Origin of the sequence: Olivibacter sp. 47, from assembly GCF_030372825.1 — a bacterium.
Taxonomy (GTDB): domain Bacteria; phylum Bacteroidota; class Bacteroidia; order Sphingobacteriales; family Sphingobacteriaceae; genus Olivibacter; species Olivibacter oleidegradans.
Genome location: NZ_JAUCNR010000001.1, coordinates 3,558,332 through 3,574,240 on the forward strand (window position 1 = coordinate 3,558,332; position 15,909 = coordinate 3,574,240).

Below are 15,909 nucleotides of genomic sequence, written 5' to 3' on the forward strand. Positions count from 1 at the left end.
TTGGTTATTTGATGTAGATAAGCCATGCACTAGCTTATCGACTAAGGGTTTATAGAAACATCTCATCCAATAAGTCCCCTTCCGAATTTTCTGATTTTGCCCTCCTTTTGAAGTTCGATCAAAATTTTATCGAGGATGCCATTGATAAACGAATTGCTCTTCGGTGTACTAAATTCCTTAGAAATTTCAATATACTCATTAATTGTAACCTTAACAGGTATAGAAGAAAAATTCAATAATTCGGTGATCGCCATTCTCATCAGTAAGGTATCAATTAACGCTATTCTGTCAGCTTCCCAGTTTTTTGTTTTCCCCGAAATATATATCTGATAATCCTCTCCATGCCGAGTTGTCAATCGAAACAAGTCAACAATAAATTCTTTATCATCAACCCAATTTGGACACAATTGCGCTAACTTATTTTTCTCCGGATCTTCGCTGTTGAAATTTTTCAAAGTTTTAGCTAACAGCGCTTGTAACACATCTTTATCAGTCGTCCAATTAATAAAATGCTCATCGAATATCTGTTCAATAGCCGGTGATTTCAATATAATTTTTTTAAAGATAAACTTTATAATATCCTTCTCAGCCTTGAGCGATCGATCTTCATTCTCTAAATAAGCAACATACTCGGGAGATTGTTTTAAAATGTGGAAAATACTTTTCACCGTTTCCATATCAAAAACGGCATCTACCTTATATTTTTTACACAGATCCACAAACTCCTCATTTTGTTGTAGCAGTTCAATAAAGGTGTTATTCGCCAATCGTGTATTGGCATTGAGATCGTGTTCAGTAGGTAAAAATTTATTTGCCCGGTCTTCCGCATCTACCAACGCATATTCAGCCACCTCTGACGCGAGTGCGAGCACCCAAATATACATCTCATAAACCTGATCAACACTTTTCAGCAATGCCTTTTCAAAATTGTTTATATTCTTATCATCCGATTGCTGGAATGCATAGATTGTTTGTAATACTTTAACCCTCAGGTGCCTTCTATTTAACATATTATTTATAAAGAACGATTATATAGTCATGCTAGCCCTATGACTAGTTTTGTTTTATTTTTTTTATAAGCGCAATCCGGTCTTCAGCAATTTGCATAGCAGCCTGATGCGTTGGAATTTTTTCTTTCAACGATTTTTGAATCACCGAGCGCGTTGCTTCATAGATATTTTCGGTTAATGCGGCACTTCTTAAGACATTATATCCAGCAATTTCAGCATAGCAGCTCAAAAGGCCTCCAGCATTTATTAAAAAATCAGGCGCGTAAATAATGCCTTTTTCCAGAAGCTTAGCGCCATGTTCACGATCGTTGGCCAACTGATTGTTAGCAGAACCCGCAATAATTTTGCATTTCATACGCTCAATCGTGTAATTATTAACTGTCCCTCCTAATGCACAAGGCGCATAAACATCCAAATCCATATCGAAGAGGTTATTATGCGCGATGGCTTCTGCACCGTATTTGTTAGAAACCTGAATCATTCGATCTTCAACAATATCACTTACATATACCTTCGCATTCTCTTCCCGAAGTAATGAAACAAGATGTTCCCCCACTTTTCCCGTTCCCTGCACGGCCACCGTCCGCCCAGCCATACTATCTGTACCATAAAGTTCTTTGACGGCTGCCTTTATACCATAAAACACGCCTTTCGCGGTGAAGGGAGCCGTATCGCCGCTTCCACCCAAAGATTTCGGCAAGCCAACCACATGGTTGGTTTCCATGTGGATAAATTCCATATCCTTGGAAGTAGTTCCCATATCCAATGAAGCGATAAATGAACCATTCATCTCTTCTACAAACTGCCCGAGCCTCCTTAAGATAACTTCCGATTTCTGGGTACGGTGATCGCCAATAATTACCGCAGTTCCACCCCCTAAATTGACACCACTTATTGCCGATTTATATGTCATCGCCCGAGACAATCTTAAGACGTCGTCTATCGCTTCCAATTCGGTTTTATATGGCAACATACGTACTCCACCGATAGCGGGACCAAGTGTAGTGTCATGAATAGCGATGATAGCCTTTAATCCTATTGTATGATCTTGGCAAAATACAATCTTTTGATGTTCAAATTGTCGTAACAAATCAAACATTTGGGGGTATGGCGTTTCGGAAGACATATTTTACTATTATTTTAGTATCGGCAATTCTGCGCAAAAGTACTAATTTTATCGGTATCTTTTTACGAATTTAAAATCATTTCATTCAGTAAATAATTGTTTGCATTGCCATTTAATTTTAATATTAGTTAAATGCACTCAGTATAGCAATAGTTTTATCAGGATACGTACTTTTGTACGATAGGTTTAATTTTAGTCTTCATGAAGCACTTAGCTTATCTTAATAAATTTTTCTATAAATATCGTTGGCGAATGATTCCCGGTTTTATATTCGTGGTAGTATCAAACTACTTCGGCATTATACCGGCTCAAGTAATTCGTATTGCCTTTGATCTGGTTAAAGATAATATAGCTCTTTTTCAGCTATTCGATGGCTTTGAACGTCAGTCGTTGATTTATGAGATATTTGGACATAGTCTTCTTTTATTTGGTACGCTTGTTTTGGTCTTAGCACTGATAAGGGGACTGTTCCTCTTTCTTATGAGACAAACAATCATCCTGACTTCACGTCATATCGAATATGATCTAAAGAATGAAATTTATGATCACTACCAACAATTGGATATGGCTTTCTTTAAACGAAACAACACGGGAGATTTAATGAATCGTGTAACCGAAGATGTAAGTCGTGTCCGAGCTTACTTGGGTCCGGCCATTATGTACTCTATTAACACGGTTGTGCTCTCAGTAATGGTCATTAGTTCTATGTTTACCGTGAACGCCAAGCTAGCTATTTACGCATTAGCTCCTATACCCGTTCTATCAGCGGTCATACTTTTTATTAATAAGCTCATCAATAAAAGAAGTGAAAAAATACAGGAGCAGCTATCCGCGTTGAGCTCTTTTGTACAAGAGACTTTCTCAGGGATCCGTGTTATTAAAACATACAGTCGTGAGCAGGATAAGAAAAACAGCTTTGCAAAAGAAAGCAACGATTACAAAACTGTCTCCTTATCATTAGTGAAAGTTCAGGCTGTATTTTTTCCGCTTATCTTACTTCTCATTGGTTTAAGTACGATTATAACTATTTATATTGGAGGTATCGAGGTCATGCGTGGTAGCATATCATCCGGAAACATTGCAGAATTTATTGTTTATGTTAATCAATTAACATTTCCTGCAATGTCACTTGCCTGGGTGACTTCATTGGTGCAGCGAGCGGCAGCTTCGCAAAAACGGATCAATGAATTTTTAGATACTTCTCCTCGTATAAAATCGCAAACCGGCGGGAAAGAGGAGTTTAGAGGAGATATTGAATTTAGAAACGTATCTTTCACCTATCCGGATACAGGAATTACTGCACTAAAAGAAGTATCTTTTAAGGTTAATCCAGGAAAAATTTTAGCGATCATTGGCAAAACAGGATCGGGAAAATCCACCATTGCACGACTTTTAATGCGTATGTATGATACTTCTTCCGGTACTATTCTTGTCGATGGGATACCCATACAGGACTTAAACCTAAACAGCTATCGGAGCACAATAGGTTTTGTTCCGCAAGACGTTTTCCTTTTTTCAGATACGATAGCAAAGAACGTCGCTTTTGGGCTGGATCAACTGGATATGTCGAAGGTAGAGGAGGCAACAAAAAAAGCAGCCGTGTATGACAATATCATGGAGTTCGAAAAAGGTTTTGAGACAGCTATCGGAGAAAGAGGAATCACCCTTTCGGGAGGACAGAAACAGCGTGTTTCGATAGCAAGAGCAATTACAATAAACCCTAAAATACTAATTTTTGATGACTGCCTATCAGCGGTAGACACCAAAACAGAGGAAAAAATTCTTCAGAATTTAGGTACGGTTATGCGTGACAGAAGCGCCATATTTATTGCGCATCGTGTTTCTACCATCAAGAACGCAGATCATATCTTGGTAATGGAAAACGGTCAGATAATAGAAGAAGGTAAACACACAGAACTTCTGGCTGCTAAAGGCAGTTACTTTGAGCTATACGAAAAACAGCTACTGGAGGAAGAAGTTTAACCAACAGTAGCTGCTCTTAATTCGCTTGGGTATCTGGCGTCTTGTTTACTAACGGAATCGCATCTGCTGCTTGTCAAGCATACCCATTTGATCTTTCATCATTTTAATCTGATCGGCTAGCAATTTATTTTTATCAGCTTTTTTAGCCTCTTGAAGTAATTGTGTAGCTTCCCGCTTATTTCGCTTGGCCATGGCGATGCCCGCCAGGCTTAATTTAGCCAATGCTACGTTATGATCCATCTGCATGCCTAAGCTAAGTGCCTTCTTGAAATATTTTTCTGACTGTAATGGAGCGGATCGCGACTCAATTAGTCCAATGAGTAAATGATAATACCCATGCTGAGCACGAATCAACTGTTTCTCATAATTAGTGATTTTATTTAGCCAAGTTTTTGCTTTGTCCATATTTTCCTTTCGTAAGTAAAATTGCGCAATCAGCATATTTTCGTTAAAAAAGAAAGTGACAAAAACAACTATAGCCAAAAGAAGTGCTAATACTCCCCACGGCCAGTGGCCAAATACAAATAGACTGACAGCTGCTCCCAACAAAAGGAAAGCTATAATAATACGAATGAAATTTGGCATATCTTTACTTTATGAATGTATTCATTATAATGCTGCAAATATCCGTTAATTTATGGGTTTTAACAAAAAATTATCCGTTAAAATCTGTTGTTAAATCCGGTCTATAGGACGTGCAAACGACTATTGTATTGTATATAATGTCAATTTTAGCTAAGTTTGAGCATGAGTATAGCCCTTGAAAAAAGCTGGAAAGAAATTTTAGAACCGGAATTTTCCAAAACCTATATGAGCGAGTTACGAAATTTTTTGAGGACAGAGCAAGCACAATATCAGGTATTTCCGCCCAATAAACTTATATTCAATGCCTTTGAACACACACCCTTTTATGAAGTGAAAGCCGTTATCTTGGGGCAAGATCCTTATCATAATATCGGACAAGCACATGGATTGTCTTTTTCGGTTCAACCAGGCATTGCAATCCCTCCATCGCTACGGAATATGTATATCGAATTAAGTAATGATATTCCAGGTTTTAAGATTCCCAATCACGGTACACTGACCAAATGGGCTGATCAGGGTGTACTGCTCCTTAATGCGGTACTGACGGTGCGAGCACACATGGCAGCATCTCATCAAAAAAAGGATGGGAAGTTTTTACGGATACCGTAATTAAGGAACTCGCACAACGAAGAGAAGGAATTGTTTTTATATTATGGGGAAATTACGCTAAACAGAAAGTGAAACTGATCGATTCCTCCAAACATTTGATTATAACATCAGCCCACCCTTCGCCGCTATCTGCACACAATGGATTTTTTGGCAGTAAACCCTTCTCAAAAACCAATGACTATTTAGAAAAACACGGAAAAACGCCAATTGACTGGCAGGTGTAGACCTAGTAGATTGTTATGCAAAAAATCGATCTTAGTATTCCATTGGTACGATCGGTTCTTTTTTAGACGTTGACATAATCATCATCGTTTGAAAGGTTTTCACACATGGTATCCGACTAATCTTTTCCATAATCAACCGCTCGTAAGATTTAATGTCCTTGACATAAACCTTTAAAATAAAATCACATTGCCCGGTGACGTGATGGCATTCGGTCACTTCAGGTATACTTTTGATCGCTTCAACAAATTCAGGGATTGAATTGTGTGTATGAAAATCCAATTGTATTTGTATAAAGGATTTAATGCCCAAGCCTAGAAGCTCTTCATCCACCAAGGCATGGTAGCTTTTGATATAGCCCGCATTTTCAAGTTTTCGAACCCTTTCCAGTGTTGGTGCCGGTGACAAACCGATATTGGAAGAAAGTTGTAAGTTGGTTATTCTACCGTTTTCTTGGAGTAATTTAATAATCTTTAAATCAATTCTATCTGGTTCAAAAGCCATGGCTAACAGTTTTAGCGTAAAGTTAACAAATAACCAAATAAAATTTTACAATATTGATTTTTTTATTTCAAAGATTAGGTATTCAATAGTACATTTAATACGATGGAAAATGAGTGCCAATTAACGTTTAGCATTTAGGGCAAGCGCGTACAATTTCATTTGCTTTACCATCGCCACCAACCCGTTAGCACGAGTAGGTGACAAATGTTCTTTTAATCCGATTTCATCTATAAAATAAAGATCGGCACTCACAATATCTTCTGCACGCTGTCCGGATAAAACTTTGATCATTAAGCTAACAAGTCCCTTAGTAATGATTGCATCACTATCGGCCGTAAAAAAGACTTTGTCGTCTACATACTGTGCATGCAACCAAACGCGAGACTGGCATCCTTTAATCAATAAATCGTCAACTTTATGGGACTCGTCGATTAAAGGCAGCTCCTTCCCCAATTGAATAATATATTCATATTTAGCCATCCAATCCTCGAAAAAAGAGAAATCTTCTATCAATTCGTCCTGTATTTCCTTAATTGTCATATCAACCATCGTTATAGCAACATAGAAGCGGCTCTTTTTACAGCGCTTACCAACAGATCTATTTCTTCCTTTGTATTGTACATTGCAATGGAGGCACGCACCGTGCCAGGAATCCCAAACCGCTCCATTAAAGGTTGTGTGCAATGATGACCAGTACGAACAGCAATGCCCAACTTGTCTAAGATAACGCCCACATCGTACGGATGCGCACCATTCACCAGAAAAGATATCACGCTGGATTTCTCTTTCGCCGTACCTATAAACCGGATTTGATCAATTTCCGACAAAGCTTTAGTCGCATATTTAAGCAGTTCCGTTTCATAAAGCGCAATCTGACTCAAGCCAATCGTCTTTATATAATCTACGGCTGCCCCCAAACATATTCCCGCTTCGATATTGGGTGTACCCGCCTCAAATTTAATGGTAGTTCGTTATAAATCGTCTTTTCAAACCTAACCTCTTTAATCATATCACCCCCTCCTTGATAAGGCGGCATCTGATCCAACCATTTTTCCTTTCCGTACAAGACCCCCACGCCGGTTGGACCGTACATCTTGTGTCCTGAAAAAGCGAAAAAATCAACATCTAAAGCTTGTACATCCACATGTAAATGTTGTATGGCCTGCGCACCATCAACCAGCACGGGAATGCCATGATCATGCGCCAGCTTTGTAATCTCTTTTATTGGGTTTAAAGTTCCGAGCGTATTTGATACGTAGGTTATGGAAACAAGCTTTACTCTTTCGTTGAGCATAGCCTGATAAGCGCCCATATCCAATTCTCCTTCATCATTTATGGGAACTACACGTAGCTTCGCGCCCTGCTCTTCGCATAACATTTGCCAAGGCACAATATTGCTATGGTGTTCCATGGCCGAAATAATAATCTCGTCCCCTTCTTTTACAAATTGCTTTCCATAACAATGCGCAACCAAGTTGATGCTGTGCGTAGTCCCATTGGTTAAAATAACCTCATAATCTTGCGCTGCATTTATAAATTCAGAAAGCTTTCTCCGTGTGACCTCATAAGCATCTGTTGCCAGCTGACTTAAGTGATGAACACCCCGGTGCACATTACTATTGATTTGTGTATAATAATCAGTAATAGCATTAATTACCGATTGTGGCTTCTGCGTAGTCGCTCCGTTATCCAGATAAACCAAGGGGTACCCATTTACCTTCGTTTTTAATATAGGAAAATCAGCTCTTATACTATGAATATCGTAATGTGTCAAAATCAGAAATTTAAAGTAAGACCGAAAACTTATTACTCAATAATTAGGCCCTGTTCGATTAGATGATCAACGTAAGCTCTTACATTATCATTGCTGAACTTTTCCGTTACATCAAAGGCAAAAGCATGAACCAAGAGCACTCTTGCACTCGCTTCGCCAATACCTCTTGCTTTAAGGTAAAATAAAGCTTCATCATCGAATTGTCCCATGGTACAACCGTGACTACATTTTACATCATCTGCAAATATTTCTAATTGCGGTTTGGTCAGAATACTTGCTTTATCACCAATTAACATGTTGTTATTCTGTTGAAAAGCATTGGTTTTCTGAGCGTCGGGTTGTACAAAAATCTTGCCATTGAATACTGCCGTTGAGGTATCTTGTGCAATATTCTTGTACCATTCATAGCTTTCACAATGAGGCATTCGATGGTCAACAATAGTATGATTATCCACCAGTTGATCTTTAGCGGTAAGCGTTACCCCGTATAAATGACTTTCTACCGATGTATCGTCTAAACGGACATTAATATTGTTTCGAACGAATGAAGATCCAGGAAATGAACAATTATAGTTGTTGTACAAGCTATGCTTAGCTTGTTTAACCTCTGTATGATTAAGGTATCGAGACTTTTCGCCGGAAGTCTGTAAATAATAATGTTGCAGATGAGCATTCTCGTTCAAAACAAGTTCGGATACTGTATTGTTCAGACTTATCGTGCTACCATTTGCAATAAAGGATTCGATAATCTCTGCTTCAGCGTTTGGGTCTAAAACAAATAAATTCCTTGTTTGGTTAAAAATAGCTTCACTTGAAGATGCAACATGAATAATTTGAATGCTCTTTTTTAAAGCAATATTTTGACCTATATGGATATAGAGTCCCCCCTCATGAAGAGCTGTATTGAGCGCAACTAGTGGATTATCTGTTTTATCTGCGTATTTTGCAAAATGCACAGCGAATAATTCATTATTCGCTACATCTTCAATAGCACTCACAAATATGCCTGGTTCTGTAATAACATCAGAAAGGTCTTTGCGATAGCGCCCATTCACTAATATGAGTCGATAAGCGTCCAAACCTTTTATAATCGCTTGACTCGTATCTACATTTTTTCCCGGAATGGCGTCATTTAATAGATAATGCTGATTGATTAAAGGTTGCAGATTCGTGTACTTCCAATCTTCCGCCTTCAGCGTAGGAAAGCCCCAATCCTTAAAACGGGCAAAAGCCTCCTTACGTAGAGAGACTTGCGGTTCCTGGTATCCCTTTAAGGTGAGCCTCTCTTCAAAAAAAGTAACTAATTGATGATATAATGAACTTGAAACTTGTGTAATCATTTGTTAATTATCATAAAAGGATGAGAAAATAATCGCTATAACCTAAATGGCAGCATTCTCTTCTGCATCCACACTTTCTTTTAACCAGTCGTAACCCTTCTCCTCCAGCTCGAGTGCTAGTTCTTTCGTTCCGGATTTTACGATTTTTCCTTTATATAGTACATGTACAAAATCAGGCACTATATAGTCCAAAAGGCGTTGATAGTGCGTAATAACAATAAAAGCATTATTCTCTGAACGCAAATGATTAACACCGCTCGCCACAATGCGAAGCGCGTCGATGTCTAAGCCTGAATCTGTTTCGTCCAAAATAGCCAGCTTTGGTTCCAGCATGGCAAGTTGAAAAATTTCGTTACGCTTTTTCTCTCCACCTGAAAATCCTTCATTTAACGACCGGTTAGCCAATTTAGCATCAAATTCAACAAGCTTTTGCTTTTCTTTAACCAACTTTAAAAATTCTTTCGCTTCCATTGGGGCTAGTCCCTTATAGGCCCTGATTTCGTTAACGGCCGTTTTTAAAAAGTTGATATTAGAAACACCTGGAATCTCAACCGGATACTGAAAAGCCAGAAAAAGCCCTTCCCGTGCTCGATCCTCGGGAGATAGCTCCAGTAAATCCTTGTTATCTAACCTAACTTCCCCGCCGGTTACCTCATAAGCTTCCTTACCGGCTAAAACCGAAGCCAACGTGCTTTTACCCGAGCCATTCGGCCCCATAATAGCATGCACTTCACCCGCTTTAACTTCTAAATTTAATCCCTTTAAAATCTCTTTATCATCTACAGATGCCTGTAGGTTCTTTATACTTAACATATCTTGATCAATTCAAATCTCGCGATTTGCTATTTGTTTTTTATATTAACAATATTTACAATACTCTTTATCCAACACTACCCTCCAGTGAAATTGCCAGCAACTTTTGCGCCTCCACGGCAAATTCCATCGGTAATTGGTTAAGTACCTCCTTAGCATAACCATTAACAATCAGTCCAACGGCTTTTTCCGGATCAATACCTCGTTGTGTAAGATAGAATATCTGATCTTCTCCAATTTTTGAGGTAGTAGCCTCGTGTTCCAATTTCGCTGTTTTATTCTTTGCTTCAATGTAAGGAAACGTATGAGCTCCACATTTATCGCCAATTAATAAAGAATCACACTGCGTAAAGTTTCGAGCTTTTTCGGCACCTTTACCTATTTGAACCAGGCCTCGGTAACTATTTTGACTAACACCGGCGGAAATGCCTTTAGAAACAATTTTACTGCGTGTGTTTTTACCGATATGATACATTTTACTTCCGGTATCTGCTATCTGATGGTTTCTTGTCAAAGCAACGGAATAAAATTCTCCTACAGAATTATCGCCCTTTAAAATTACACTTGGATATTTCCATGTAATCGATGAACCGGTCTCAACCTGTGTCCAAGAGATCTTGCTATTATCACCTTTACAAATTCCTCTCTTGGTTACAAAGTTGTAGATACCTCCCCGGCCTTCTTTATCTCCGGGATACCAGTTTTGTACAGTGCTATATTTTATCTCTGCGTTTTCAAGTGCAATTAATTCTACAACGGCAGCGTGCAACTGGTTTTCATCCCGCATTGGGGCGGTACATCCTTCCAGGTAACTCACATAACTTCCTTCATCGGCAATTATTAGCGTACGTTCAAATTGCCCTGTGTTCTGCGCATTAATCCTAAAGTAGGTGGAAAGCTCCATTGGACAATTTACGCCCTTTGGTATATAGACAAAAGATCCGTCGGAAAATACAGCGGCGTTTAAAGCCGCATAAATATTATCGGTTTGTGGCACTACTGTTCCCAGGTACTGCTTTACCAAATCGGGATGTTCTTTTACCGCCTCTCCAAAAGAACAGAATATGACGCCATATTCTTTCAATTTTTCCCTAAAGGTTGTCTTTACTGATACACTATCAAAAACAGCATCTACAGCAACGACACCTGCCAACACCTTCTGTTCATCTAGGGGAATTCCCAATTTTGCGAAAGTATCCAACAATTCGGGGTCAACCTCATCCATGCTGTTTACCTTCGGTTTTTCCTTTGGCGCAGCATAGTAAGATATATCCTGAAAATCAACTTTGGGATGCTCAAAGTTTTGCCACTTAGGCATTGTCATTTTTTCAAAATGCCTTAAGGCCTTTAACCTCCAGTCAAGAAGCCAAGCAGGCTCACCTTTTTTTGCAGAAATGAAGCGTACTGTTTCTTCGGATAGACCCTTTTTAGCGATATCCATCTCGATATTGGTAGTAAAACCATATTTGTACTCCTCTACCGCGAGTTCTTGCAATATATTATCGTCTTTCGTACTCATTTCATTATCGATTTCGCTTCGTACTTCTCTTCTCCTTTAGAAGCGATTGCCATTAATTAATTTGCAAAGTTACAATTTGAAGAGCAATTATTCGAGCATTTACCGGCTCTTTTACGGCAAATAAATAATCTCAATGTAAATTAATGACGGTCGTCATTTTCCCTTCGCAGCTTTTTACTTTCTTTAAATTAGTATACCGATTTTTTGTAATTCCTGTTCCATTTCAATTTGCAATTTTTGGGCCTCCTCTCTTGCCCTTTCAGCGAAATCACTACCATTGCTCGCGTAAATAATTGATCTGGTAGCATTTACCAACAAACCACATTCCTTATTCATTCCAAACGCACACACTTCTTGCAAACTGCCGCCTTGAGCACCGATCCCCGGCACTAGCAGAAAATGATCGGGTGCTATCCGTCGTATATCCTTAAAATATTCCCCTCTGGTGGCTCCTACGACATACATTACCTGTTCACTACTTCCCAGAGCATTAACCTTTTCAATAACATGTTCAAACAACCTTTTACCACTTAAATCGGCCAAAAACTGGAAGTCCAAGCTTCCTTTATTTGATGTTAAGGCCAGCACGACCGACCATTTACCCGGATACTCCAAAAAAGGGCTAATCGAATCTTCTCCCATATAAGGTGCAACAGTTACCGCGTCGAATTCCAGACCGGACACCTCCTTTGAAAAGAACGTCTTAGCATACATATCTGCTGTGTTTCCTATATCGCCACGTTTGGCATCTGCAATATTTAAGCAACTTTTCGGAATGATCTCACACGTACGCTGTAGGCTCCGCCAACCCTGAGCGCCCTTGCTCTCATAAAAAGCAATATTGGGTTTATAAGCGACACATAGATCAGCAGTTGCCTCAATAATACGCTTATTAAATTCAAAAATGGGATCTTCCAAGTCCAATAGGCAACTTGGTATTTTCTCGATATCCGTATCTAAGCCAACACACAAAAAAGAGCGTTTCAGTTTAATCTGCTCTATTAATTGCTTACGAGTCATATAAGGGGAAAAATTATTAGGAACATGTAAAAAACACGACAAATTTAGCTATATTTGTCGGCATATACAAAAGACTTTGCAATTGAGACCTTATCACTTTTTTAATGGTGTTCAATATAAAAGGGTACTAAATTGAATCAATTTTAACAAGACGTATTGATCTCTTATTTTTTATTTTTTTCGTTTTTTTTTTGAATTTTCAATTCTTATGCATACAATTGCAGCGGAATCTCAAAATTTACCTATCCGTTAAAGGAGAATCATTAGTCCTTCAGCGAAAAATTTAAACTTATCAATCGAGTTTTTATATGGGTAAATTTCTGTTAAACACAAGCATAAAAATCCTTATTACACATAACGACATTTGATGAATATTAATGAATTGAACGCTAAGCTCGTGTCTGAGCTACGTGAAATTGCAAAATTAATCGGTATTGCAGATGCTGAAAAGTTGAGAAAACAAGAGTTGATCAACAAAATTATTGCTACAGACAATGAAAAGCCTGCAGAAGAAGAAGAGGTGGCGGACATTCTTGAAAAAGAGGAAGAATCCGGTGAAACGAAACATCGTAAACGGGTCAGGACCTCTGTAAAACAGGCCGAGCCTATAGAGATAAGAAAAAAAGTAGAGAAAGAGCCTGTCTTGGCTACGGCTATAAAAGATGAACCTAGCAAAGAAAAACTTGCTTCATCTGAAAACCGTCCACAGCGCACTGATCGCAGAGCGAGCAGCTCAACTCCCTCCTCTACAACCCCACCTCAAACAAAAACGGAAACTGCTCCGGCATCGACACCCGCTTCTAATCTTGATTTTGACAATGTGATCGTCAACGAAGGCGTATTAGAAATCATGCCTGATGGCTATGGCTTTTTACGCTCGTCTGACTATAACTACCTGACATCACCCGACGACATTTATGTCTCACAATCACAGATAAAGCTTTTCGGGCTTAAAACAGGCGATACCGTCAGAGGAAGTATTCGCCCTCCGAAGGAAGGCGAAAAATATTTTCCTTTGGTGCGTGTAGAAGCCATTAATGGCCAAATTCCCGCAGAGGTAAGGGATCGGGTTCCGTTTGATTATTTGACACCGCTATTCCCTACTGAGCGTTTGAAGCTCTATACCGATGCAGGAAACAATTCGACCCGCATCATGGATTTGTTTACGCCTATTGGAAAAGGGCAACGCGGCTTAATTGTAGCGCAACCAAAAACCGGTAAGACAGTTTTATTGAAAGAGGTGGCAAATGCCATAGCAAAAAATCACCCAGAGGTTTATTTGATCATTTTATTAATCGACGAACGTCCGGAAGAGGTGACTGACATGGCTAGAAGTGTTCGGGCAGAGGTGGTGTCTTCTACTTTTGACGAACCGGCTGAACGACATGTTAAAATCGCCAATATCGTGCTCGAAAAAGCAAAGCGTATGGTCGAATGCGGTCATGATGTTGTCATTCTGTTAGATTCGATTACCAGGCTGGCTCGCGCTTATAACACAGTTGCTCCTGCTTCCGGAAAAATTTTATCGGGAGGTGTGGACGCTAATGCCTTGCATAAACCGAAAAGGTTCTTTGGAGCAGCTCGTAATATTGAGCATGGCGGCTCGCTTACTATCTTAGCTACTGCCTTGACCGATACCGGCTCCAAAATGGACGAAGTGATTTTTGAAGAGTTCAAGGGTACAGGTAACATGGAATTACAACTCGATCGGAAGTTGGCTAATAAGCGTATATTCCCGGCTATTGATATTACTGCATCGAGTACACGTAGAGACGATTTGTTAAACGACAAGGAAACACTTCAACGTATATGGGTGCTTAGAAATCACTTAGCGGATATGAACTCCACAGAAGCTATGGAATTCTTGCTAGCTCAAATGCGTGGAACAAGATCAAATGAAGAGTTTCTTATCAGCATGAACGGCTAGAAACGGGTAATCGTACAATTAATTGATAAACAAAGCTTTCTTACTTTATAATAGGTAGGAAAGCTTTTTTGTAACACTTTATGAAGACACTGCCAAAATCATATTTTTTCTAAGCATTTGACGGGAGTGAAAGAAATGACGCATGAAACAACATATACCTAATACGATTACAAGTTTTAATCTGTTCAGTGGGTGCATAGGTGTCGTACTAGCTTTTGAAGGACAGTTGATAAATGCGGGGTACGCTATTATCATAGCCGCAATTTTTGATTTCCTCGATGGCATGGCGGCTCGTCTATTGAAAGTAAACTCTCCGGTAGGTAAAGAGTTGGATTCACTTGCTGATATGATTAGCTTCGGTTTTTTACCGTCTGTTATTGTCTTTATGATGCTGGAGACAAACCCGGCGATAGAATACGGCGGTTCGTGGATCAAATATTCGGCTTTTTTGTTAGCCGTTTTTTCTGCGCTACGTTTAGCGAAATTCAATTTAGATAGCAGGCAAACTTCTATTTTCATAGGTCTTCCTACTCCTGCCTGTGCATTGTTCATCCTATCGCTTCCACATATCGCCTTAAGCAAAGATCCGATAATCAGTGCCTATGTGCAGCATCCGGTTATTTTGCTTGCTTTAATACTTGCTTTAAGTTTTTTATTGGTGGCGGAAATCCCGCTCATGTCGCTAAAATTTAAAGATTTACAATTGCGCACCAACCTTCATCGCTATATCCTTCTTTTGGTCAGTGTAATATTGCTTCTGTTATTTCAACTAACGGCCATTCCGTTCATCATTATTTTCTACTTGGTATTGTCGCTTATGCAATATAATAAGCTTACTCAAGAGTTATAAATCGAAAAATGATTCGATTTTCAATTTATCTTTGCTCAGATTTGATGAAGTTTAATGGTAAAGTCTATTTTTCAAGTCGCCTTACCGACAGGTTATCATCTAATTTTTCATATAAGTCGGCTATTCCCATTCTATAGGAAGGGTGCATTAGGCCAGGCGCTATTTCAACGAGAGGAGTTAGTACAAACCTCCGTAAATGAAGCAACGGATGAGGGATTTTCAAATTAAGGGTATCTAAGATGATTGCATCATAAAATAAAATGTCAATATCGATTAGTCGAGCCTCCCACTTTGTATTTCTTTTCCTTCCAAGCGTCTCCTCAATCGCGAGAATTTCTTTTAGCGTTTGTTCAGGGGTTAAAATCGTATTGACTTTGAGTGCCTGATTTAGGTAATTCGGTTGGTTGTTTACCCCCCAAGCAACTGTCTCATAAATTGCGGATTGATCAATAACGTTTCCTACTCTACTTTCAATTAATTGAATGGCTTTAGTTAATTGCTGTCTGCTGTCTCCTAAATTTGAACCCAATATCAGATAAACTGTGTGCATAAACAAACTTAATCAAAATGACATTGATATCCAATTATGGTTTTGACGGTACTCCGATGATCGATTGAGCTTCTATA

General features: G+C 39.0%; 13 protein-coding genes and 2 pseudogenes. 4 read left to right on the forward strand and 11 right to left on the reverse strand.

Translation table 11 applies throughout. The annotated features are described in order from the left end of the window. Nucleotides 1–62: 62 nt before the first annotated feature. Entirely contained in the window at nucleotides 63–1,010 is a 948-nt protein-coding gene (nusB, locus tag QT327_RS15525; protein WP_013667257.1) for a transcription antitermination factor NusB, read from the reverse strand. A 43-nt stretch (nucleotides 1,011–1,053) separates the two neighbouring features. Next, nucleotides 1,054–2,136: a Glu/Leu/Phe/Val family dehydrogenase gene (locus QT327_RS15530; RefSeq protein WP_013667258.1), complete on the reverse strand. Its 1,083-nt coding sequence runs from the start codon at nucleotides 2,134–2,136 to the stop codon at nucleotides 1,054–1,056. A gap of 201 nt (nucleotides 2,137–2,337) precedes the next feature. On the opposite strand from QT327_RS15530, the gene QT327_RS15535 reads away from it, so the two are divergent. After that, nucleotides 2,338–4,119, forward strand: coding sequence for an ABC transporter ATP-binding protein (locus QT327_RS15535; RefSeq protein ID WP_289553291.1), 1,782 nt, complete (start codon nucleotides 2,338–2,340; stop codon nucleotides 4,117–4,119). 48 nt (nucleotides 4,120–4,167) lie between these two features. On the opposite strand, the gene QT327_RS15540 is transcribed toward QT327_RS15535, so the two are convergent. Further along, nucleotides 4,168–4,704 (reverse strand): tetratricopeptide repeat protein, encoded by a 537-nt coding sequence (locus QT327_RS15540; protein ID WP_013667260.1) that lies wholly within the window; start codon nucleotides 4,702–4,704, stop codon nucleotides 4,168–4,170. 162 nt (nucleotides 4,705–4,866) lie between these two features. Here QT327_RS15540 and ung point away from each other — a divergent pair. Beyond that, nucleotides 4,867–5,537: pseudogene (gene ung, locus QT327_RS15545) on the forward strand (uracil-DNA glycosylase). Nucleotides 5,538–5,568: 31 nt separating this feature from the next. On the opposite strand, the gene QT327_RS15550 reads toward ung, so the two are convergent. The 7 genes and pseudogenes from QT327_RS15550 to pyrF all read right to left on the reverse strand — a co-directional run bounded on the left by QT327_RS15550 (nucleotide 5,569) and on the right by pyrF (nucleotide 12,505). Next, nucleotides 5,569–6,039 (reverse strand): Lrp/AsnC family transcriptional regulator, encoded by a 471-nt coding sequence (locus QT327_RS15550; RefSeq protein WP_013667262.1) that lies wholly within the window; start codon nucleotides 6,037–6,039, stop codon nucleotides 5,569–5,571. Nucleotides 6,040–6,159: 120 nt separating this feature from the next. Then, the gene (locus QT327_RS15555; RefSeq protein ID WP_013667263.1) at nucleotides 6,160–6,579 is read right to left on the reverse strand and encodes a SufE family protein; all 420 of its coding nucleotides are present in this window, start codon (nucleotides 6,577–6,579) and stop codon (nucleotides 6,160–6,162) included. Nucleotides 6,580–6,590: 11 nt separating this feature from the next. Continuing rightward, nucleotides 6,591–7,813: pseudogene (locus QT327_RS15565) on the reverse strand (aminotransferase class V-fold PLP-dependent enzyme). A 32-nt stretch (nucleotides 7,814–7,845) separates the two neighbouring features. Beyond that, nucleotides 7,846–9,153, reverse strand: a complete 1,308-nt coding sequence (gene sufD, locus QT327_RS15570; RefSeq protein ID WP_289553295.1) for a Fe-S cluster assembly protein SufD — start codon at nucleotides 9,151–9,153, stop codon at nucleotides 7,846–7,848. Nucleotides 9,154–9,195: 42 nt separating this feature from the next. Beyond that, entirely contained in the window at nucleotides 9,196–9,966 is a 771-nt protein-coding gene (sufC, locus tag QT327_RS15575) for a Fe-S cluster assembly ATPase SufC (protein ID WP_289553296.1), read from the reverse strand. A 67-nt stretch (nucleotides 9,967–10,033) separates the two neighbouring features. Next, nucleotides 10,034–11,485 carry a Fe-S cluster assembly protein SufB gene (gene sufB, locus QT327_RS15580; RefSeq protein ID WP_013667267.1) on the reverse strand — a complete coding sequence of 484 codons (1,452 nt, stop codon included), beginning with the start codon at nucleotides 11,483–11,485 and terminating at the stop codon, nucleotides 10,034–10,036. A 183-nt stretch (nucleotides 11,486–11,668) separates the two neighbouring features. Next, on the reverse strand, nucleotides 11,669–12,505 hold the full coding sequence (pyrF, locus tag QT327_RS15585; RefSeq protein ID WP_289553298.1) for an orotidine-5'-phosphate decarboxylase: 837 nt from the start codon (nucleotides 12,503–12,505) through the stop codon (nucleotides 11,669–11,671). 367 nt (nucleotides 12,506–12,872) lie between these two features. Between pyrF and rho the strand changes: the two genes are divergently transcribed. Together rho and QT327_RS15595 are read left to right on the forward strand one after the other, a co-directional pair. Next, on the forward strand, nucleotides 12,873–14,432 hold the full coding sequence (rho, locus tag QT327_RS15590; protein ID WP_013667269.1) for a transcription termination factor Rho: 1,560 nt from the start codon (nucleotides 12,873–12,875) through the stop codon (nucleotides 14,430–14,432). A 142-nt stretch (nucleotides 14,433–14,574) separates the two neighbouring features. Next, nucleotides 14,575–15,282 (forward strand): CDP-alcohol phosphatidyltransferase family protein, encoded by a 708-nt coding sequence (locus QT327_RS15595; protein ID WP_013667270.1) that lies wholly within the window; start codon nucleotides 14,575–14,577, stop codon nucleotides 15,280–15,282. A gap of 64 nt (nucleotides 15,283–15,346) precedes the next feature. Here QT327_RS15595 and folK read toward each other — a convergent pair whose 3' ends face one another. Then, complete coding sequence (gene folK, locus QT327_RS15600; RefSeq protein WP_130855758.1) at nucleotides 15,347–15,832, reverse strand: 2-amino-4-hydroxy-6-hydroxymethyldihydropteridine diphosphokinase; 486 nt, start codon at nucleotides 15,830–15,832, stop codon at nucleotides 15,347–15,349. Nucleotides 15,833–15,909 lie beyond the last annotated feature (77 nt).

Coding starts and splice junctions, on each gene's coding strand:
- nusB (WP_013667257.1), bottom strand. CDS start 1,010: ATGTTAAATAGAAGGCACCTGAGGGTTAAAGTATTACAAACAATCTAT.
- QT327_RS15530 (WP_013667258.1), bottom strand. CDS start 2,136: ATGTCTTCCGAAACGCCATACCCCCAAATGTTTGATTTGTTACGACAA.
- QT327_RS15535 (WP_289553291.1), top strand. CDS start 2,338: ATGAAGCACTTAGCTTATCTTAATAAATTTTTCTATAAATATCGTTGG.
- QT327_RS15540 (WP_013667260.1), bottom strand. CDS start 4,704: ATGCCAAATTTCATTCGTATTATTATAGCTTTCCTTTTGTTGGGAGCA.
- QT327_RS15550 (WP_013667262.1), bottom strand. CDS start 6,039: ATGGCTTTTGAACCAGATAGAATTGATTTAAAGATTATTAAATTACTC.
- QT327_RS15555 (WP_013667263.1), bottom strand. CDS start 6,579: ATGACAATTAAGGAAATACAGGACGAATTGATAGAAGATTTCTCTTTT.
- sufD (WP_289553295.1), bottom strand. CDS start 9,153: ATGATTACACAAGTTTCAAGTTCATTATATCATCAATTAGTTACTTTT.
- sufC (WP_289553296.1), bottom strand. CDS start 9,966: ATGTTAAGTATAAAGAACCTACAGGCATCTGTAGATGATAAAGAGATT.
- sufB (WP_013667267.1), bottom strand. CDS start 11,485: ATGAGTACGAAAGACGATAATATATTGCAAGAACTCGCGGTAGAGGAG.
- pyrF (WP_289553298.1), bottom strand. CDS start 12,505: ATGACTCGTAAGCAATTAATAGAGCAGATTAAACTGAAACGCTCTTTT.
- rho (WP_013667269.1), top strand. CDS start 12,873: ATGAATATTAATGAATTGAACGCTAAGCTCGTGTCTGAGCTACGTGAA.
- QT327_RS15595 (WP_013667270.1), top strand. CDS start 14,575: ATGAAACAACATATACCTAATACGATTACAAGTTTTAATCTGTTCAGT.
- folK (WP_130855758.1), bottom strand. CDS start 15,832: ATGCACACAGTTTATCTGATATTGGGTTCAAATTTAGGAGACAGCAGA.